At 34.2% G+C, this 19,729-nt stretch carries 20 protein-coding genes; 8 read left to right on the top strand and 12 right to left on the bottom strand.

Annotated elements, in window-relative coordinates:
- Positions 1–243: 243 nt before the first annotated feature.
- From ACS127_RS14065 to ACS127_RS14045, 5 genes are all read left to right on the top strand, one after another.
- Positions 244–615 (top strand): DUF956 family protein, encoded by a 372-nt coding sequence (locus tag ACS127_RS14065; RefSeq protein WP_440895661.1) that lies wholly within the window; start codon positions 244–246, stop codon positions 613–615.
- 429 nt (positions 616–1,044) lie between these two features.
- The gene (locus ACS127_RS14060) at positions 1,045–2,019 is read left to right on the top strand and encodes a mannose/fructose/sorbose PTS transporter subunit IIA (protein WP_440895660.1); all 975 of its coding nucleotides are present in this window, start codon (positions 1,045–1,047) and stop codon (positions 2,017–2,019) included.
- Positions 2,020–2,161: 142 nt separating this feature from the next.
- On the top strand, positions 2,162–2,959 hold the full coding sequence (locus tag ACS127_RS14055) for a PTS mannose/fructose/sorbose transporter subunit IIC (RefSeq protein ID WP_440898149.1): 798 nt from the start codon (positions 2,162–2,164) through the stop codon (positions 2,957–2,959).
- Between the two features lie 17 nt (positions 2,960–2,976).
- Entirely contained in the window at positions 2,977–3,891 is a 915-nt protein-coding gene (locus ACS127_RS14050; protein ID WP_440895659.1) for a PTS system mannose/fructose/sorbose family transporter subunit IID, read from the top strand.
- Positions 3,892–4,042: 151 nt separating this feature from the next.
- Entirely contained in the window at positions 4,043–5,059 is a 1,017-nt protein-coding gene (locus tag ACS127_RS14045) for an oxidoreductase (protein ID WP_440895658.1), read from the top strand.
- Positions 5,060–5,238: 179 nt separating this feature from the next.
- On the opposite strand, the gene xerS is transcribed toward ACS127_RS14045, so the two are convergent.
- The 7 genes from xerS to ACS127_RS14010 all read right to left on the bottom strand — a co-directional run bounded on the left by xerS (position 5,239) and on the right by ACS127_RS14010 (position 10,785).
- Positions 5,239–6,324: a tyrosine recombinase XerS gene (gene xerS, locus ACS127_RS14040; protein ID WP_440895657.1), complete on the bottom strand. Its 1,086-nt coding sequence runs from the start codon at positions 6,322–6,324 to the stop codon at positions 5,239–5,241.
- A gap of 344 nt (positions 6,325–6,668) precedes the next feature.
- Positions 6,669–7,070: a group-specific protein gene (locus ACS127_RS14035; protein WP_440895656.1), complete on the bottom strand. Its 402-nt coding sequence runs from the start codon at positions 7,068–7,070 to the stop codon at positions 6,669–6,671.
- Between the two features lie 473 nt (positions 7,071–7,543).
- Complete coding sequence (locus tag ACS127_RS14030) at positions 7,544–8,083, bottom strand: GNAT family N-acetyltransferase (RefSeq protein WP_440895655.1); 540 nt, start codon at positions 8,081–8,083, stop codon at positions 7,544–7,546.
- A 171-nt stretch (positions 8,084–8,254) separates the two neighbouring features.
- The gene (locus ACS127_RS14025) at positions 8,255–9,022 is read right to left on the bottom strand and encodes a nucleotidyltransferase domain-containing protein (RefSeq protein ID WP_440895654.1); all 768 of its coding nucleotides are present in this window, start codon (positions 9,020–9,022) and stop codon (positions 8,255–8,257) included.
- Positions 9,023–9,474: 452 nt separating this feature from the next.
- A complete protein-coding gene (locus ACS127_RS14020) occupies positions 9,475–9,924 on the bottom strand; it encodes a sensor histidine kinase (RefSeq protein ID WP_440895653.1) in 450 nt (149 codons plus the stop codon).
- A gap of 50 nt (positions 9,925–9,974) precedes the next feature.
- On the bottom strand, positions 9,975–10,031 hold the full coding sequence (locus ACS127_RS14015; protein ID WP_440898148.1) for a cysteine-rich KTR domain-containing protein: 57 nt from the start codon (positions 10,029–10,031) through the stop codon (positions 9,975–9,977).
- A 61-nt stretch (positions 10,032–10,092) separates the two neighbouring features.
- A complete protein-coding gene (locus ACS127_RS14010; RefSeq protein ID WP_440895652.1) occupies positions 10,093–10,785 on the bottom strand; it encodes a phosphatase PAP2 family protein in 693 nt (230 codons plus the stop codon).
- A 474-nt stretch (positions 10,786–11,259) separates the two neighbouring features.
- On the opposite strand from ACS127_RS14010, the gene ACS127_RS14005 reads away from it, so the two are divergent.
- From ACS127_RS14005 to istB, 3 genes are all read left to right on the top strand, one after another.
- The gene (locus tag ACS127_RS14005; protein ID WP_440895651.1) at positions 11,260–11,880 is read left to right on the top strand and encodes a helix-turn-helix domain-containing protein; all 621 of its coding nucleotides are present in this window, start codon (positions 11,260–11,262) and stop codon (positions 11,878–11,880) included.
- A 593-nt stretch (positions 11,881–12,473) separates the two neighbouring features.
- Positions 12,474–14,042, top strand: coding sequence for an IS21 family transposase (gene istA / locus ACS127_RS14000; protein WP_440898046.1), 1,569 nt, complete (start codon positions 12,474–12,476; stop codon positions 14,040–14,042).
- On the top strand, positions 14,039–14,803 hold the full coding sequence (gene istB / locus ACS127_RS13995; protein WP_337020333.1) for an IS21-like element helper ATPase IstB: 765 nt from the start codon (positions 14,039–14,041) through the stop codon (positions 14,801–14,803). The genes istA and istB overlap by 4 nt, the downstream gene beginning before the upstream one ends.
- On the opposite strand, the gene ACS127_RS13990 is transcribed toward istB, so the two are convergent.
- The 5 genes from ACS127_RS13990 to ACS127_RS13970 form a co-directional block, all read right to left on the bottom strand.
- Positions 14,795–15,433 (bottom strand): coenzyme F420-0:L-glutamate ligase, encoded by a 639-nt coding sequence (locus ACS127_RS13990; protein WP_440895650.1) that lies wholly within the window; start codon positions 15,431–15,433, stop codon positions 14,795–14,797. The two genes, istB and ACS127_RS13990, sit on opposite strands and share 9 nt — an antisense overlap.
- A 200-nt stretch (positions 15,434–15,633) precedes the next feature.
- Positions 15,634–16,386: a hypothetical protein gene (locus ACS127_RS13985; protein ID WP_440895649.1), complete on the bottom strand. Its 753-nt coding sequence runs from the start codon at positions 16,384–16,386 to the stop codon at positions 15,634–15,636.
- A 6-nt stretch (positions 16,387–16,392) separates the two neighbouring features.
- Complete coding sequence (locus tag ACS127_RS13980; protein ID WP_440895648.1) at positions 16,393–17,793, bottom strand: ATP-binding protein; 1,401 nt, start codon at positions 17,791–17,793, stop codon at positions 16,393–16,395.
- Positions 17,790–18,449, bottom strand: a complete 660-nt coding sequence (locus ACS127_RS13975) for a response regulator transcription factor (RefSeq protein WP_440895647.1) — start codon at positions 18,447–18,449, stop codon at positions 17,790–17,792. The genes ACS127_RS13980 and ACS127_RS13975 overlap by 4 nt, the downstream gene beginning before the upstream one ends.
- A 121-nt stretch (positions 18,450–18,570) precedes the next feature.
- Positions 18,571–19,464, bottom strand: a complete 894-nt coding sequence (locus ACS127_RS13970; RefSeq protein WP_440895646.1) for a D-alanyl-D-alanine carboxypeptidase family protein — start codon at positions 19,462–19,464, stop codon at positions 18,571–18,573.
- Positions 19,465–19,729 lie beyond the last annotated feature (265 nt).

Raw genomic sequence — 19,729 nt, 5'->3', positions numbered from 1 at the left:
TGTGTAGAATGGCTATAGATCAACAAATTATCCAGATAATTAAAAAATGATCAAACCAAATTATTGAAACAAAAAAAGACTTAACTGAAGAACTTCAATTACAAAGGAAAAGCTTCTACTATGATAATCCGCAGATAAAATGATGTTTGGATGTAACTCAACTACTTCATCAGTATATAGTTCTTCTAATCGAATGACATTGGATTTCGAATATAATAATTATAATAAACGGAGGAAGAAGAAATGGTCCAATCAATCAATACAAAAGTTGATTTAGTTATTAAAGGAACCTCACATATACGGATTTCAGATTACGGCAAAATTATGATTGGAGACAAAGGATTTGAATTTTTCAATAGTCGTGATGCCCGTAAATTTATCCAAATTCCTTGGGAAGAAGTTGATTATGTAATTGCCTCTGTTCTGTTCAAGGGCAAATGGATTCCACGTTACGCTATTCAAACGAAGAGGAATGGAACATTTACCTTTTCTTCAAAAGATCCGAAAAGGGTTTTTCGAGCAATTCGTGAATATGTTGATCCTGACCATATGGTTCAATCATTAGGTGTCTTTGATGTCATCAAACGCAATCTCAAGAATAAAGCTAAAAAGTAGACATTTTTCTTCTAAAAACAGATGATATATGTCTTTTTTTGTTGAGATATGTCGGTAATTGTAAATAAATATACTGCCTGAATATCTTGAAGGAGAAAAATATGGATGATACAATATATTTATGGAAGCTTATTAAAGTAATTTAAATGCTTCATTATTTTATCCATATAATTAAAGTGCTTTCATTTTAAAGTTAAATACTATTATAATTATGTTTTACGTGTTACTGATTCAATCAGGCATGAATGAAAGGTAGTGATAAAAATGAAGAGTATTAGGACATTTCTCTATCCTCTCTTCATTTAATCTGCCTTTTTTCTCATTCTTTTTTGTTTAAATGAAGGTGTTTTATAGAGTTTAGAAATTATTGCTTTAAGAGCTTACCATGTTTATCTAAGCATTGAAAAATCATAAGAGGAGGGGAAAAAGATGGTAGGAATTATCATTGCCAGTCATGGTGAATTTGCTACTGGTATCTTACAGTCTGGATCAATGATCTTTGGAGAACAGGAAAATGTAAAAGCTATTACATTGATGCCGGATGAAGGACCTGATGATGTCAGAACAAAAATGGAAGAAGCAATCGCATCTTTTGATAATCAAGATGAAGTATTATTTTTAGTCGATCTTTGGGGTGGAACTCCTTTCAATCAGGCTAATAGCTTAGTGGAAGACCACCAAGATAAGTGGGCAATTGTTGCTGGGTTAAACTTAGCGATGGTAATCGAATCTTATTCATCACGCTTATCCATGAATACGGCGCATGAAATAGCTGCTCATATTCTTGATACAGCGAGAGATGCGATTAAAGTAAAGCCAGAAAAATTAGAACCAGAAGTTCTTGCTAAGGTTGATGCTGTTCCTTCTAGGGCAAAGGCAGGGGCTCCCGGTACCTTTGAATACGTGTTAGCACGTATCGATTCTCGTCTACTGCACGGACAGGTAGCAACTGCGTGGGTAAGAAATACATCACCTACACGTATCATCATTGTATCTGACACGGTAGCAAAGGATGAACTCCGCAAAAAATTGATTCAACAGGCCGCTCCTTCAGGTATTAAGGCACATACGGTTCCCATTCAGAAAATGATTGAACTTGCAAAAGATGATCAACACTTTGGAGGACAGCGAGCATTACTTCTTTTTGAAAATCCACAAGATGCACTTCGAGTGGTTGAAGGCGGTGTTCCACTGGATACCATTAATGTTGGTTCGATGTCACATTCAATTGGTAAAGTGCAACCAAATAAAGTACTGGCCTTTGATCAGAATGATATTGATACTTTTAAAAGACTCGGAGAAATTGGTGTGAAGTTCGATGTACGTAAGGTTCCAGGTGATCCTGGAGATAACATGAATGATATTTTGAAAAGGGCGCAAGGGGAGTTAAACCGACAAAAATAATCCTAATATCATTCATGATTATTAGATTAGAAAGCTTGACTTATCACCAATCCTTGATGGTGAAAGTCTTAGTTGTACTTAAGCAGTAAGAAGGTTTTAAACCTTCTTGTTGGCTAAAAAAGGAGGATTAATCATTATGGATTTGACTATTTTTCAAATAATATTAGTAATTCTCGTAGCATTTATAGCTGGTATCGAGGGAATTTTGGACGAATTCCAGTTTCATCAGCCCATTATTGCTTGTACATTAATTGGCTTAGTGACCGGAGAATTAGCGGCATGTCTTATCTTAGGTGGTACTTTGCAGTTGATTGCTTTAGGCTGGGCCAATATTGGAGCTGCTGTAGCACCGGATGCAGCTTTGGCCTCTGTTGCATCAGCAATTATTCTCGTTTTAGGTGGGCAGGGCGCAGCGGGTGTGTCTTCTGCTATCGCAATTGCGATTCCATTAGCAGTTGCAGGTTTATTACTGACAATTATCGTTCGAACTCTAGCGACAGGGATCGCACATTTAATGGATGCTTCAGCGAAGGAAGGTAACATTAGAAAAATTGATATGTGGCATATTATTGCTATTTGCATGCAGGGATTACGTATTGCAATCCCAGCCGGATTGATTGTAGCTATTGGTGCAACTCCGGTTAGAGAAATGCTCCAGGCTATGCCGGACTGGTTGACAGATGGTTTGGCAGTTGGCGGGGGAATGGTAGTAGCCGTTGGTTATGCGATGGTTATTAATATGATGGCTACAAAAGAAGTATGGCCATTCTTTGCCATTGGTTTCGTATTAGCAACCATTCAATCCATCACACTTTTAGGTCTTGGCGGTATCGGTGTGGCTCTTGCTCTTATTTACTTAGCACTTTCTAAACAAGGCGGTTCTGGTGATGGAATTGGAAGGACTGGTGATCCTTTAGGCGATATTATTGATGACTATTAAAAAAGGAGGACATGAAGATGGCACAAGAGGAAATCAAGTTAACAAAAAGAGATCGTATTGCTATTTGGTGGCGCTCCACTTTCCTTCAAGGTTCTTGGAACTATGAACGTATGCAAAATGGTGGCTGGGCATTTTCGATGATCCCAGCGATTAAAAGACTATATCAAACAAAAGAAGATCGTGCCGCGGCACTGCAACGTCACTTAGAGTTTTTTAATACACATCCCTATGTAGCCTCTCCTATTATTGGTGTAACGTTAGCACTTGAAGAAGAACGTGCAAATGGTGCACCGGTAGATAACAAGGCCATTCAAGGAGTTAAAGTTGGAATGATGGGACCTTTAGCAGGTATCGGGGATCCAGCTTTCTGGTTTACAGTTAGACCCATTCTTGGTGCATTAGCAGCTTCTCTAGCAATGACTGGAAACATAATGGGTCCCATCCTTTTCTTCGTTCTATGGAATACTATTCGGATGGGATTCCTGTGGTATTCACAGGAACTTGGTTACAAAGCAGGAGCTAAAATTACAGATGACTTATCAGGTGGATTACTTCAGGATATTACGAAAGGCGCTTCTATCCTAGGTATGTTCATCCTTGGTGCATTAGTGAACCGTTGGGTAGACATAACCTTTACTCCAACGATCTCAGAAATTCGGCTCAGCGAGGGTGCTTATATTGATTGGGAAAGCATACCCGCTGGATCTGAAGGAATCAGAGCTGCATTGGAACAGCAGGCTGCGGGACTGTCATTAAGTGAATATGATGTCACAACCTTACAGGATAACTTAGACAGCTTGATCCCCGGGTTATCTGGATTATTGTTGACACTTCTTTGTATGTGGCTGCTTAGAAAGAAAGTGTCACCAATTGTGATGATCCTTGGATTGTTTATAGTCGGTATTATATTCCATTCGATTAATTTGATGTAATAACGATGTTTATCTGAGTTTTTCAGTAACTGGTATATCAATAGAAAAGTATCTCATAACAAGATAATTCAGTTCATTTAAAGAGATACTTTTCTATGTGAAGGAGGGGGCTTTCCCTCAAAATCATGTGAATAATTTTTAGGAGGCTACTATGCTTACTATCGGTTATATTGGGAATGGAAAAAGTACGAACAGATATCATTTGCCGTTCGTACTGCAAAGAGAGAATATAAAGGTAAAAACCATCTATCGGAGAAATCCAGATCGTGATAGTTGGGCTAAGGTTTCAGGGGTATATTATACTTCTGATTTAGATCAATTGTTACATGATAAGGACATTCAGCTAATTGTGATTTGCACAAAACATGATAGCCATTATGAATATGCTAAACGTGTATTAGAGCATAATAAGCACTGTTTGGTTGAAAAGCCCTTTATGGAAACTTCAGAGCAGGCAAAAGAAATATTTGCATTGGCAAAGGAGAAAGGGTTAATTGTACAGGCTTATCAGAATAGACGATTTGATAGTGATTTTTTAACCGTTCAAAAAGTGATCGAAAAAGGAAAACTCGGAGACTTGCTGGAAGTGGAGATGCATTATGACTATTATCGCCCGGAAGTACCGGAGTCTACCGATTCTTTTGATCCTAATTTATCATTTTTATATGGGCATGGTTGTCATACTCTAGATCAGGTCATCAGCTATTTTGGCAAGCCGGATCATATCCATTATGATGTGAAGCAATTACTGGGCCAAGGGAGAATGAACGATTATTTCGATCTAGATTTATATTATGGTAGGTTAAAAGTTTCTGTGAAGTCCAGTTATTTTAGACTGAAAGAAAGACCCAGCTTCGTTGTTCATGGAAAAAAAGGATGTTTTATAAAAGAAACGAAAGATCGTCAAGAAGAGCATTTAAAGTTATTTTATATGCCACATCATAAGGATTTTGGTATAGATACGATAAACCATTATGGCGTACTGACCTATATCGATGAAGAGGGGACCATTCATGAAGAAAAGGTAAAATCCGTAAATGGTGATTATGGAAAAGTATATGATGACTTATATGAAGTTATCATAAATGGAAAAGATAAGATCATTACGGACGATCAGATACTGCTGCAAATGGAAATATTAGAAACAGGGGTTAGGAACTTAGAGTAACATGTGGGAATTCAAATTTGGTATGAAGCTAGAAAATATTATTTAGAGAGAATTGAAGATGTAAATATAATTAAATTAAAATGACACACTTGTATTTTTCCTAGTTAACATAAAATATATTATGTTAACTAGGGGTTGTTTTTTAAAAATAACCTTAATTCAAAGAGAAATACCGATAATCATTCATCATCTTTGGGCATGTCCATCTTATCTACAGCATTTTTTAAATCATCATTGTTAATATGGGTATAAATCATTGTTGTTTGTATTGATGAGTGTCCGAGTTGACGTCTTAACTTCGGTACATCGTTAATTTCACTATGATACCTCGTTGCAAATGAATGTCTTAATTTGTGAACGGATAATGATGGTTTTCCGAAAGCTTTGGCGTATTTTTCGATTAATTTTTCAATAGAGCGAGCGGTTAGCCGTCTTGGAGTTCCTTTGGGTCCCATTGCAGCAGCAATAAATAAAGCTTTATTCGTTTTCTCAACATGATAGCGTTCCGATCTGATTTGTAAATATTCGTCTAAGTCATCCATCGCTTGTTTGCTGAAATAAACAAATTGTTCCTTGTTTCCTTTACGAATAACACGTGCAGTATATTTGCTGTGATCAATATCGTCTAAATCTAGGTTTACAACCTCTGAAAGTCGTAATCCAGAGCCTAGAATAAGCGAGACAATCGCTGTATCACGTTCACGATTTAGGAGATGAAAGTTTACCAGTTTTTTATTGTCTTTATAAAGTTCACCATAGTCATAGGCAATAAATTGACGAAATTGTTCATATTCATCGCCCATTAAGATTTTACCTTCCATTTTGTTTGCTGTTGTTTCCATGCTTTCTTTTATATCATTGAATTCAAGCTTTGCCATCACATTACGTTTTAAATAGGGCTGTAAATCACGTGTTTCAGCAATATTTTGCAGGTAATTGAAAAGCGACTTTAAAGAAGATAACTTGCGATTTACTGTAACTTCTTTGTTATGTAATTGGTATTTAAGAAAAGTCAAAAATTGCTCAGTCTGCTGAACGGTTAGAGATTCAAGCAATTCAAGCGGTAGATCTTTGAGATCACCAGAATAGAAATTTTCAGCAACAAGCCAATTGAAAAAAATTTTATAATCGTGTGCATAATTAAGCAGTGAAGCTGCGGATAATTTTCTTTCTTTATGATTAATATATTCCTCAGCATACCAAGGGAGCTCCTTAAGAAGCATTTGAAGTTTATTGTAAAGTTGTTGTTTAGAATGATTTGCCATTAGATCACCTCATAGATAGATTTTACAATACTTTAATCAAAATTTCAATTTATTACGTCAAATTTATATTTTACGTAATAATGTGTTTTAATATTATTTCTTCCACATAACTTCCCTCTTCTTTATAATTGTTTTGGTTTGGACAACTTTATAGCTATTTTTCTCAAATATTCAATTAAAGTTAGAGTAATTTCATGTTTTCTATAATCAGGACCTGCTCCATCTAACCAATTTAATCTTAAATCAAATGACTTTTTGATCATATAATGCAAATATCAAACAATAACAATAATTTAGGTTTATCTTTCATTTTGATCGGCAATTCTTCAGTACGTTAGCACTGATTAATTATAAATGTATTCGATTGCTATAACTTTCTCTAATAAGTTTTCAATTGTTCCAAAACATTTACTTACTTCTGATAGGTGATAAAATGTGCTAGTCGTATCAAAGTTATTCATTTCCCCGTTAGGTGAATATAGGTAAATCTTTTTTCCTTGTCCTAGAGCAATTCCAAACCCAATATGACTTCCTTTTCCCGCTGGCAATATAATAATTATAAAATCTGATTCTAATACAGCATTTCTTTCTTGATGTCCAATATTTTTTAGAACTTCAAAAGTCAATGCTCTTTCATTTTGAGTCCAATCATATGTATGTGTGAAACCTTTATCTTTTAGATATTGACTAACATAACGAACGGTTTCTATGTTCTTAAAGCTCGATGCAACATAAAATTTACTCATACAATCCTCCACCTATGATAGAATATTTTAGTTTAACTTTTAAAGTTGCAAAGTATTATCTTGTTCGGGAATTTTAATGAATTAAATTTTCAAAACCGAGTACAGTCGAACAAACTCCACTTGCTCGATACGTAATCCTACACCCTATCAATATTAATAGAACTTATATTCTAATTTTAACATAATTTTTATAATTGGTTTCATATTTTGTTAGTTAAACCCCACAGCCCTTGATTTACAAGCACATTAATAAAAACCTCCCTAAATATGCTATATGATTGGCCTGGATATAAAAATATTATCTCATTTTTAGCATGTTTTAAGGAGATTTATCTCGAAGAATTTTTGTTCCTCATAGCTGCCCACAGGTCACTTTTTTGCACGGCTAATGTTGTGCTTTCTTTTTGCATTTTTGCTGTTAACTTCGCATAGTTGGTCTTATACTGTACGATGCACTATTCAAATTGTTAACTTTATAATCCAAGTCTGGCACCTACTTCTGCATACTCTATATCTTTTCTTTCTGTATTCCAATTATCCCCTGTTTGTCCGTCCCATATCGCTCCTGTTTCAACGAAACCGACAGACGCATACAACTTCCGGGCGGCTTCGTTTACCATCCAATATGATGTAGCAACTGCATCGGCTCTTCCTTGTGGAAACGACTTTATGTAATCAATAACTTTCATCATTGCTTGTTTACCAAATCCTTTGCCTTGATGCTTTTTATCAATCATAAAGCGATTAAGTCCATAAGTAGATTTATCTCCATATTTTTCAGATAAAAATGCACTTTCCGTCAGTTCGAAAAATCCAATATCGACATATCCTATGACTTCATCATTGTTACATATAGCGAAGATCATAGGAGGTTTTTCGTCGTTAAGTATCTTTACATAGGCTTTAGCCAGACAATATATGCTGGAATCCACATTTCTTTTCTGCTCGTCTGTTATGCTTAACTTCAACACTGCCTCAAAATTATCGTGGGTAATTTTTTTTAATTCAATCATTTTTATAATCATTCCTTTCGCTTCGCTCAAGGCATAACACCGCATGAAAATGAAGCGTTATGCCTTTTATCTTCCGCTATATATAGGTGGTAATCAGCGGATATTTATTGGTTCAACAAGTTTTCTTAGTAGAGCTGTTTCATAACTGATAAATTTGTTATAAAATAGCCCTCATTTTAGTTCATTTATTTTAGCCGTCATGTTGTATAGAAACCTTTTATTTACCTTGTCATGTATTTCTTTTGGAAGATCTTCTAATATTTCATCTGTTATTTCAGCTAAGACTTTAACGCCTTTTGGCAAATAGGATGGTCCTAGATGATCCACGGCCCCAGCAAGTTTAGCATATGTATCTTTATCCATTTTTTTATGTAGTCCTTTTAGTCCAATTTGTGCATTGTCTGGATCATAGATATGTCTTAAGATTATTGATAGGTCTCCAGTCATATGACTTCCAAGTCTAGATGCCCAAATAAGATCATTTCTGCAATAGGCAGCTTCAAATTCAAGCATTGAAAATGCAATTCTATTAAAATATTCTACTACATCATCATTTGTAATCCCTAGTGGCTCTATCCTGTATTGGGAAAGTAACCTTTCTGGGTCATACAAAATTTTGATTTCACCAGTTCTGTTCATAGTATCATAAGTTACAGTATATAAATCAAAATGTAAACCATTATCATAAACTCCCACGATCTGTGGTCCAACAAAATTTACTTCTGTTAAATACATCAATGACCTGTATTCCCTTATATAATCTATACGTTTTTCAAGAAAGCGATTTAACCCATCCTCTTTAACTAAACAGTATAAATCTACATCTGAAAATTCATCAGACTCCCCACGCGCGATTGATCCCTTAACATATACTGCTCTTACGTCTCTGTCCTTTATTAAAAAAGGTAATATTATATTGATTGCATCTAATTGCTTCATCAATAGTCCCTCTCTCTATAAAGTTAAGTTTTCTTCAAAATCCTCTTGTTTGCTTAAAATTTCTCCTATTTAAAACTGATTTTAATAGTACCATGTTTTAATTAAAAGGAACAGTAAATTTTATCTGACTAATTTATATTATCACTGTCTTGTAAGCCAATCCTCAGCAAGTTGCAAATTAATTTTTTTGTTTCTTTTAGTTTATTTGTTATCCATCTTTAATCGTATTGCTTATCAAAACGTATTATTTTTATGATAAAGTATAGTCATTCTTAACTTAAAGGGTTATTTTTAGTTAAATAAAGCACTAGATTAGTCTAAAGTCCTAAATAAATCCAATTTTTCAGTTATCAGTGACTTGTATTTGGCAGTTTTGTATAGTGAATTATCAAGTTTTGTTTTTCTTATATTTAACATCTCAAATATTTATCTTTCAATCTCTCTTCTCATTTCTAACACTTTATCTGTTTTTCAACATCAAATGATATGTGAATGCTAATAATGTTTTCATGGTAGCAAGCAGCGATTGTACCACCCATTTCTTCTGTCAACATTTTAGCAATAGAGAGCCCTAGCCCAGTTGACTTTCTTGCTGTACTTACTGTATAGAATCGATTAAATAATTTTCTTACCTGTACCTCAGTTAACCCAGAAGCATGATTAGAGAATATAATTTCTCCATTTTCAGATAAAGAAATGCTTAAATCACCGTCACTATATTTAATCGTATTATCAATAATATTACTGAAAATGCGTGACAGCGCATTTCTATTAAACAGACCTACAAGCTTTGTATCTGTAATAGATATCTCTGGAGGTATTTTTTGTTGTTTCAATATTGCATAATAGGAAGAAATACTTTCTTCCAAAACACTATTTATAACAATTTTTTCATAACTCAAATCTTCATTGTTAAAAATTACAACCGTATAATTGAAAAGTTCCTCTGTAATTATTTAACATTTATAAGGCTCTCTTTCTTGCATTCAGGACAATATAGCGGAAAAATTCTTTAATTCAGTATCCCGCCTAATTCGAGTTCGTGTCTTATTCTCATAAACGGAATGCCCTCATTGAGGGCTTGTCATTCTAATGTACCGTTGTTCTATAGAAAATTGTAGTTGTTTAATCGTTGCATAATATAATGTGCATAAAGCTGTTCCTAATAATAGACCTGCAAAAATATCAGTAAACCAATGAACTCCAGAGATAAGTCGTCCGATTACGGTAACAGCGATTATCAAAGCTGATAAGATATTTATCCAATTTCTAAAGGTTCTATTTTTGATTCGAGTATGAGACTGCATGATTGATGTTGCCATAATGCACAATACTATCATCGTATGGGAAGAAGGAAAGGAAGCCTCTAAACTATGGCATATAATTATTGGTCTGTAGTTTATTATATATAATTCAAAAAGCTTATAACAGGCCACTACAGTAATGTAAAAAACACCAAGAGCAATTATGTCTTTATCGACTTTTTTGATACTTCTTCTTTTGAATAACTGAACAACCCCCAATGTGGCAAAACCAAAAGCTGTTAAAATTGCTACTACTCCTAGCCAATTAGTTATGTGATACCAAATCAAATTTTCACCAAATAAGCTAAAGACAAAGTTGTTTATAGTTGCAAAACCAATGAGAGATTCCTCTGGACCAATAGCTTGTACATCAGTTATTTTTACCATCACTGTGAGTAGTAAAAATAGTAGAAGTAATGTACCTCCTATAACAAAGTATTTTTTTGTTTCCTTTTGCATATTAATACCTCCATATTTTTGTTTTGAGATTTTTTATCCTCTCCTACAAACAAATTAACATGACTAAGGGATTATTATAAGAAACGCCTTTTCACCTCAGCGTTACGTTTAGTGTCATAGCAGATTCTAAGCATATTAAAAAGGGTGACGGACTTTCACCCCTGTTAAAATAGCAAAATTAATCAGTTGCAAGATAAGAAATTAGATATTCACTCAAAGAAAACTAGAAACTATTTTCCCTTTGTATTCTTCGTACAGACGAAGTATAATATTAAATGGAAGTAAAATTATGGATTATTTTGCGACTAAAGAGGTATCTAAAAACTGGGGAATATCAGATAGACGAGTATCGCAATATTATAATGAAAAACGAATAGAAGGTGCAGTTAAAATGGGTAACACGTGGCTTATTCCTAAAAACACTAAAAACCGACCGATAACCGGAGAAAGCCTAGTAACCAATTGGAGGATTAAATGGAATTTAACGAAAGATTACAACAGCTTAGAAAAGAAAAAGAGTGGACACAAGAGCAACTTGCAGAAGAACTTTATGTTTCCCGTACTGCGATTTCTAAGTGGGAAAATGGAAAGGGATACCCTAACATAGATTCTCTCAAAAATTTATCAAGGCTTTTCTCAATCTCAATTGATGAATTACTCTCTGGAGAGGAGTTGATTTCACTTGCTGAGGATGAGAATCGCACGAATATGAGTAGGTTTACAATATTAATTTTTGGCATTTTAGACTTAATGGCAATATCTCTATTATTTCTGCCCTTATACAGTAGGCGGGATAGTGATATGATACGCATCGTAAGTTTGTTTTCAAATCCTGACACAAATACTATTACAATGATAATATATATTGTATTTCCAATTTTGATGCTGACATTAGGCATTGTACAGATAGTCACTCAACATTTTTCAAGTGAAAAGCAATATAATATTATCAAAACTAGTTCTATCATTTTGCAGGCTTTTTCTATTCTCATTTATGTAACCACAAATCAACCCTATGCAACTTCACTTCTTTTTTTATTTTTCATAGTTAAAGTGGTTATATTAATCAAAGAGAATAAAATGAAAATAGAGTAGAGTAATAATAGCTAGTATTATTCCCCTCTCATTGATAAATAGTATTAAAAAATGTAATGAAATGGAGTAAAAAAATTTACTCCATTTTTCACAAATACATCTTAATATACCCTCCGCTTTATGTCAGAGAATAGTAAGGCTAATCCTGTAATAAATAAAGAGAGAATACCTGAATAATTAGAACCCAGCTCATGCTGACTCTACAATTACCTGCTATTCGATATATTTCATTACCAACATAATAATGGGAAAACTTCGTCATCTTCAATAGTTGTATCTTTATTGCCCCAAAATTACATAAATTTTAAAAGTTTGGTATAACTCAAACCTGATGAAGTTTGTCAACTTGCCGGATAATTCCCATAGGGGTACATTGGCTTGCTTGTCCTAGCGGGTTATCTTTCAAAATGCGGTATATATGTGTTCGATTGATGCTTAAATTTGAGCTACCTAAAATATTGTGACTGCTAAACTAGAGTAGACAGTTTTTGCTAGATAAAAAGACACACTTATTTACACAAAAATATTAATAATAAGAACTTCCATTGTACAATGTTTATATCAAAACATACAGAACAGTGGAGGACGTAAAGGTGGATAAGTGGGAAATGTATATGGAAATACATCAATTAATTAAAAAGGGTTTTAGTAAGACAAAGGTAGCTGAAAAACTAGGAATCTCAAGATCAACCGTTCATCGTTATCTAAAAAAGAATCCTTCGGATATGTCTAAGTGGGTTGATTCCATTCAAACCAGAAGTAAGAAATTAGATCCTTATAAAGAACTAATTTTATCCTGGCTAAGAGAACATCCAGATATGTCTGCGGCACAAGTAGAAGATTGGCTAAAAGAAAGATACGAAGATTTAGAAGTAGGTGAAAGTACGGTTCGCTCCTATGTTAGAGAACTTCGAGAGGAATATAAAATAAGAAAGGAAACTTCACCACGAATTTATGAGGCTATTCTCGATTCACCTATGGGTGAGCAAATACAAGTTGATTTTGGTCATACGAAACAGAAGGCAGCAGACAGTAAGGAAGTAAAATTAAACTTTATAGCATTTGTACTATCTAATTCTAGATATAAATATATGGAATGGTTGGATAGGCCATTTACTACCCAAGATGTCATTAAAGCACATGAAAATGCATTTAAGTGGTATGGAGGAATTCCAGGTGAATTGGTATATGACCAAGATAGTTTAATCGTTGTCAGTGAGAATGGTGGGGATTTAATTTTAACACAAGAGTTCCAACAATATAAAGAATCTAGGAATCTAAACCTTCGTGTTTGCCGCAAGGCGGATCCAGAGAGCAAAGGAAAAATTGAAAATGTAGTTGGATTTATTAAACATAATTTCGCTAAACATCGAGTTTTTCATAACATTGATTCTTGGAATGAACAAGGGTGGGAATGGCTTCATAGAACTGGAAACTATAAAATTCACCATACAACAAAAAAGAGACCGGTCGAAGTATTTTCCCTGGAAAGACAACACTTAAGACCAGTCACCAAAAATATAGATATAAAATATAACTATGAAAATAGTATATCAAGATGTGTCCATAAGGACAATACCATTCGATATTTATCTAACCGTTATACTCTACCATTGGGGACGTTTGGCAAGTACGAAACGGTCTGCATTAAGGAAACGGAGGAAAGAGAATTAATCATTTATAGCCCTGAAACAGGTGAAATCATAGCAAAGCATACGATCCCTGACGAGAAAGGGTTATTGATTAAAGATAGAAAACATAGCCGTGATAGAACAAAGGGTATTGATGCATTTATGAATACAGTTGCCGAGCATTTTAATGACAGTGAGATGGCTTATGATTATCTACAAGCAGTAAAAGGGAAGTACCCTCGATATATTAGGGATCAACTCCAAATGATAATAAAAGAGACAAAAACAAATAACAAAGAAATTCTATCAACAGCATTGAAAGAGTGTATAAAGAGGAATCTTTATGGTGCCACAGATTTTAGCGATGTCGTTGCCTATTTAAAACGACATCGACAAATGGAAGATACACCAAATGATACCGCTAAGAATGTAACACGAGTAAAAGGAGTTTCAGCTTGGGTTATGGAAACAGAAGCTCAAAAACGAGAAGTGAATGCCTATACTGCCATATTGGAAGGTGATCCAGTATGAGCCAGTTAAATCAATTACAAGAATTGATGAGAACTCTACGTTTAACAGAAACAGCAAATCACCTTCCTGCATTAATTAGAGAGGCTGAGCAAAAGGATTCCTCCTTTACTCAGTTCCTCCTAGATGTAGTAAAATATGAACAAACTCGCAGAGAAGAAAAGCAGTTAGAAAAACGATTTAAATGGGCTACATTTCCGTTCCAAAAGACATTAGAGGAATTCAATATAAAAGAACAGAAATCATTAAGCAATAAACATTTGAATAGGTTGAAGGATTTAACTTGGATAGAACAGTTACACAATATCATTCTATTAGGACCACCAGGTAGTGGGAAAACTCACATATCAATTGGATTAGGAATCGAAGCGTTAAACCAAGGTTACAAGGTTATCTTTACTACGATGGGAGACCTTATTCATGTATTAAAAACGGAAGAAATTACTCGAAAATCACAGACGAGAATGAAAAGAATAAGAGATGCAGACTTAGTTATTATTGATGATTTGATGTTTATGGCGATGGATTCACAGGAAGCTAATATGTTCTTCCACTTGATTAATGATTTATACAATCAATCATCCATCATTTTAACTTCAAATAAAGCACCTAAAGAGTGGGGAGAGCTATTAGGTGACCAAGCAATTACAACAGCTATATTAGATAGAATTCTACACCGAGTTGAAATCATTCATCTAAATGAAGATAGTTATCGAATGAAACATAGATCGACCATATTTGGGCAAGAAAGTGTTTCAAATTAATGAGCATAAATTGTGTCTTTTTACTTGACGGTCACAAATATTACCTCCAAGATCATTAATATCAACAATCACACATGTAATGCCAAGATGTCTTGACACTTCTAGCGCAACATGATTAGGATTTACTGGTTCTAAAACAACATACTTATTATAAGGTGGCAAGGTATTAGGTGTTGGTCCATCTATGCTTGCAGCACGAGAACCTGCTATCTTATAAAAGCACCCACAAAACCAGCCCCGATTACCAAAAAGCTTTCCAATCATCGAAATAAATGCTGCAAAAAGTATGCGTATCAAACCACATTCACAAATCGCCATTTCCATTGTTTCAGGAATACCCAACCCAATTCCATAGGGAGATTTTTTCACAAACTGAGCAAGAAAATACGCTAACTTTCTGGGATGAATCTTGTTCAGTGGAATTGCACGTTTTTGAGAACAAGCCACAGCTTTTTCAGAAATAAACAAAATATCATTTTCTTGGATATACTTGGATGCATACCGCATAACTACTTCAGTTATATTATCTTGTTCAGTTATAACATGAGTTTGAATGGGTAAACGTGCATAATTTATACCATCAACCTCAATTATTTTATTTTTTCCTTCGTTAGAATTAAGTAAAGACATGTTTTCATCTCCTTTATTAAGGAGTTTAAATCGCCAATGCGTCAAAAGTTTATCTCGATTGCTTCATAGTTGTAAAATTTCAATTGAAATAGAAAAAATCATTTAGATAAAGAATTTCATAAAAAATACGCCTTAATGTGACTAATAAGCCGCTCAAGACGCACTATTTCACTATTATGAAGTTAATCTTAATTAATCTATCATCGTAACTGGATATAAAACTCATTATATAACCAAATACCATATCCGTTCTCATAAGTATAAAAAGTATAGGGTAAAAAGTCGTCTTCCAATCCAAGTTCAAAATAACCAAGTTCCAATACTTTTGCGGCTTCTTCTTCCAAAATAGAACCAGTTCCCGATTGGGATTCTATATTCCGTACCTCAAGTCCAAGATAGCTTGACCATGATCCGATGATATTTTGATCCGCAGCCAATGATTGATCGGGTGTAGTTACAATTAATTGTATAATTTTACCGTTTTGATCATCCATATAAAATTCTCCTAAAAAACCATCCTGTTCCCAAGTAATAGTCCAAAATACACCACTTATAAAGGGCTCATCTTTCTGAATATATAAATTGGCAACTAATTTAAGCTGACCTTTGTTCTCTAAGTTTATTTTTGGAAGAATTTCATGTTTTGAAAGCTCTGTAATTTCTTCAAGGAATTTCTCTTTTGCAGAACTTAAATCAAAATTTGTACCCGTTTCAACAGCGACTTGATTTACATTTTGCGGATAATCTTTCAATAAGCTTATTCTCTCTATCATTGACATACTATCAATTGGTGTGATGGTAGGGAGTTCAGTTGATTCCTTTTCTATAATTCCAGTGATATTTTGATCACTATAATCCTTAGAGGTGGCTATCCATTCAGGTAAAAAAAGTCCTGCCACCATGGATATGATAATTAAGCTGATCATGGTCAGATATTTATAGGTTGTTTTCATCTATTTCTACCCCCTTAAATCCAAGTAAACACTTGTCCCCGTATCTACTTGCGATTCAAACCTCATCTCGCCATCATGAAACCCAACGATTTCTCTACACAAAGAAAGCCCAATGCCCACACCTTTGCCCTTGGCTCTTGACTTATCTACGGTATAAAAAATCTCTGTAATCCTCGACAGTTCTTTTTCAGGTATCCCTTTGCCATCATCGTGGATATTAATCGAAAATCGATCATCGGATATTCTTTTACCTGTTAATCGGATTGTTCCACTTTCTGAAATGGCTTTTCTAGCATTGTCCAATAAATTTATCATAAGGATTTTTATCAAGTCTAACTCAACTTGAATAAACGTATCTTCAGTAGACATTTCAAGTGTAATATTACTGCCCGCAAGAATAGGTTCCATAATGCCTTCGATATTTTTAAACAAATCTTTCATATTAATTTGTTTCAACTCAAAGTCACGATTTTGTACCACCAATAAATCAAGCAACTTTAATGAAAGAGCCTCCAACCGCTTTCCTTCAGTAAAAATATAGTCAGCTGATAAAATTCTACTTTCTTCAGACATCTTTTTTGAACGTAACATATCGGCATATCCAATAATGGAAGTAAGGGGTGTTTTTATTTCATGAGCGAAACTACTGATAAAATCACGTTGACTTATTGTCGTCTCTTCTAAATCTCGTATTTTACTTTCGAGACTATCCGCCATTTTATTGAAATCTCCTGCAAGAAACCCAATTTCATCTTTTGTCTGCATAATTGCTCTGTCTCCATATTTACCTTTAGCAATTTCTCTCGTTGTATTTGAAAGTTTTTTTAATGGGGAAAGTGTCCAAAATGTCATGAGAAAAACTAAAAATCCATTTATCGTCAACATACCAAACACAAGTATTCGATAAAAGGAAAACAAATTCTCTCTTTCTGTAAAAACAGAAGAGATATCATGAAATGTTTCCATATACATTGTTCCGTTATTAGTCTGAAGACTGGAGGCGGTTTGAATATAATGACCATCATTATCTTTTATGATCTTATAAGCTAAGAAATTATCTTCAAGCTGTTTAAGTAAATCCCTATCATCATTGCTTATATTTTTACTTTGTGAAATGACATTCTGTTCTTCATCAGAAATCCTGATTGCTAATGTGTTATTTGCAAAATAAGATATAATGGATTCTGAAATACTAAACACGCTATCATTGTTCTGAGTTTCAGAAGATGTATTTTGCATCACTACAGCCAAATAGCTGTATAACATTTTGTTTTCCTCTAATGCGGCATTCGTTTCTCTGTCAAGTGAAGACTGAAATACAGAGGATATAAGGATATAGCCACCTATGCTAAATGTTAATATAGTGATGAGCAAAGTGCTGAAAAATATCTTCCATGATAGTTTCATTGCTTTAGCTCCAATCGATAACCTACTTTATAAACGGATTTTATCCATTTCTCCCATCCTAACTTTTTTCGAAGGCGTTGAACGTGGAGATCAACAGTTCTGCTGTCTCCCATAAAATCTCCGCCCCATATTTTTTCATATATTTTATCTCTGAAAAGCGCGATATTTTTGTTATCAATGAAGAAAATAAGTAACTCATATTCCTTTTTCGTTAAAGCAATTTCAATGTTCTCATTCTTTACAATCCTTGCCCCAGTATCGATGGTTAAATCACCTACTTGAATAATGGATTGACTAAGGTTATATCTTCTTAGGACTGCCTCGACTCGAGCCAAGAGTTCAACAATTTCAAATGGCTTCACAAGATAATCATCTGCACCAAGTTTTAGACCTTTCACCTTATCATCCACAGTGGATTTGGCTGTCAAAAATATAACTGGAATGCCTAAAGGCTTCACATACTCCATAACCTCATATCCATCAACTTCTGGAAGAAGAATATCTAACAAAACTAAATCATACTTGTTTTCATCTAGCATATTTACAGCAGTCATTCCGTCAAAAGCACAATCACAAAAGTATCCTGCTTCGAATAAGTTAATACGTATTAAATCTGAAATCGGTTTTTCATCCTCCACTATTAAAATCCGAATCACGCTTATCACCTCTTAACCACAATACATCAAACATGCATCTTAGTTGTATCATATCTTAATGTTTTTAGAAACTCAAAAAGTGAGTAGGATTACTTGTTCTAATCTCAATTTTTTACTCCTATTAACTAGACTTGATATTTTTATATAACTTCAACGTATCCACTATTTGTTCCCCGTCTGGATGACTAATGTCTTCTATGGGAGCTCCCATTACAATACTAATATATTCCTGGCTTGCTACTATCCCAAGAGTTGCCCAGCATTGTCCTGCGTCGTAGGTTGTTCCAGATTTCCCACCAATGATCTCAAATCCATTTTGTTCATCTTTATTAAGAGACGTCAGAACAGTTGATGTTAACAAAATACCATCAAGATGATCCGGTGTTGATGTGGTTTGGAATGTTTCTTTTGTAAAAATTGTCTTAAAATCATCATTCTCCAAGGCATAGTCCAAAAGCTTTGCCATATCATAGGCCGTTGTATACTGATTTTCATCATGAAGTCCTTCTGGATTTGTAAAATGTGTGTCGTCCAATCCAAGTTCAAAGGCTTTGTCATTCATCATTTGGACAAAGTATTCTACATTTCCCGCAATATGAATGGCTAAGGAGTTTGCTGCTTCACCACCCGAAGTTAAAATGGTTCCATATAAAAGATCACGGTAGGTCACTTCTTCACCACCAAAAAAACCAGCCATTGAAGCATTTTGAGCAACCATATCTTGGTAAGTATCTATATCTACAGGTGTAATGGCAGATAGATTTTCAATATTTTCAAGGGCAACAATTGCTGTCATGATTTTTGTCAAGGATGCGGGGTATGCTCTAGTATTCGCACTTTTTTCGTAAATGACATTCTTTGTTTCTCTATCAATCATGTAAATATATGGACTAGTGTATTCATCATCGTGTAAGGAAGGAAAGTACTCTTTCGCTTTATCCATTATTTTAATGAAAGCGAAAACAAGAACAACGACAATGACTAAAAACTTTATAAACGTTGAAAATTTTCTCATACTACTTCTACCCCTCACTAACTATCGCTATAGACAATGAACCTTTAACGATAGCTTTAATGATTTTAACTTTATGCTGGTGAAAGACAAGAATTCTCCTCTTGAGGCTAGTCAACTTATCGAAACAAGTCATTTCTTTAGGATTTGTCACTGAAAAAATCTTGAATTAAGTAAGTGCCAGCACACTTACACTGCTTACTATTTTGTACAATGATTATAAACCACTTGTTCACCGTAATGGTTAGAAAACAAGTTTAAAACTACA

Origin of the sequence: Amphibacillus sp. Q70 (genome assembly GCF_052055485.1) — a bacterium.
Lineage (GTDB): Bacteria > Bacillota > Bacilli > Bacillales > Amphibacillaceae > Amphibacillus.
This window is presented reverse-complemented; position numbering and strand designations above follow the sequence as displayed.

Bases quoted from the DNA above. Each gene is read 5' to 3' on its own strand.
- ACS127_RS14065 (WP_440895661.1), top strand. From the start codon at position 244: ATGGTCCAATCAATCAATACAAAAGTTGATTTAGTTATTAAAGGAACC.
- ACS127_RS14025 (WP_440895654.1), bottom strand. From the start codon at position 9,022: ATGAAGCAATTAGATGCAATCAATATAATATTACCTTTTTTAATAAAG.
- ACS127_RS14005 (WP_440895651.1), top strand. From the start codon at position 11,260: ATGGAATTTAACGAAAGATTACAACAGCTTAGAAAAGAAAAAGAGTGG.
- ACS127_RS14010 (WP_440895652.1), bottom strand. From the start codon at position 10,785: ATGCAAAAGGAAACAAAAAAATACTTTGTTATAGGAGGTACATTACTT.
- ACS127_RS13970 (WP_440895646.1), bottom strand. From the start codon at position 19,464: ATGAGAAAATTTTCAACGTTTATAAAGTTTTTAGTCATTGTCGTTGTT.
- ACS127_RS14030 (WP_440895655.1), bottom strand. From the start codon at position 8,083: ATGATTGAATTAAAAAAAATTACCCACGATAATTTTGAGGCAGTGTTG.
- ACS127_RS14045 (WP_440895658.1), top strand. From the start codon at position 4,043: ATGCTTACTATCGGTTATATTGGGAATGGAAAAAGTACGAACAGATAT.
- ACS127_RS14035 (WP_440895656.1), bottom strand. From the start codon at position 7,070: ATGAGTAAATTTTATGTTGCATCGAGCTTTAAGAACATAGAAACCGTT.
- ACS127_RS14060 (WP_440895660.1), top strand. From the start codon at position 1,045: ATGGTAGGAATTATCATTGCCAGTCATGGTGAATTTGCTACTGGTATC.
- ACS127_RS14050 (WP_440895659.1), top strand. From the start codon at position 2,977: ATGGCACAAGAGGAAATCAAGTTAACAAAAAGAGATCGTATTGCTATT.
- ACS127_RS13985 (WP_440895649.1), bottom strand. From the start codon at position 16,386: ATGAAAACAACCTATAAATATCTGACCATGATCAGCTTAATTATCATA.
- xerS (WP_440895657.1), bottom strand. From the start codon at position 6,324: ATGGCAAATCATTCTAAACAACAACTTTACAATAAACTTCAAATGCTT.
- ACS127_RS13990 (WP_440895650.1), bottom strand. From the start codon at position 15,433: ATGTCTTTACTTAATTCTAACGAAGGAAAAAATAAAATAATTGAGGTT.
- istB (WP_337020333.1), top strand. From the start codon at position 14,039: ATGAGCCAGTTAAATCAATTACAAGAATTGATGAGAACTCTACGTTTA.
- ACS127_RS13980 (WP_440895648.1), bottom strand. From the start codon at position 17,793: ATGAAACTATCATGGAAGATATTTTTCAGCACTTTGCTCATCACTATA.